The organism is Streptococcus suis (genome assembly GCF_002960445.1).
Classification (GTDB): Bacteria; Bacillota; Bacilli; order Lactobacillales; family Streptococcaceae; genus Streptococcus; species Streptococcus hyiners.
This window is the reverse complement of the sequence record NZ_POJD01000088.1, coordinates 1-303: the sequence shown is the minus strand read 5'-3', so window position 1 is coordinate 303 and position 303 is coordinate 1. Positions and strand designations below refer to the sequence as shown.

The following is a 303-nucleotide window of genomic DNA, read 5'->3' as shown; positions in this document are numbered from 1 at the left end:
CTGCTCACCAACTAAATTCGGAATTGAATCAAAGACGCAATGGTTCATATCGTAGTAATCCACCTGAAATTCCTCTGTATAAGGAATATCCCACATCGAATGCAAACCTGGAAGAGTATCTGCACCATATTCCGTAATCAAAATCGGCTTGTCAGGATAAAGTTTTTGCCAAGTCTCCAACTCTTGACGGAGCCCTTTCTCTGCCGCCTTCAAGTCACCATGAGCAACATACCAACCATAGTAACGATTGAGACAGACAACATCGACCAAATCCATAACCTCATCCTTATCAGGCGTTGCTGT

General features: G+C 43.2%; 1 protein-coding gene. It reads right to left on the bottom strand.

Features of this window, described 5'->3' with window-relative positions:
• Positions 1–303 (bottom strand): glycoside hydrolase family 2 TIM barrel-domain containing protein (locus C1G53_RS01825; RefSeq protein WP_330847457.1); only part of this gene is annotated, 303 nt, incomplete at both ends.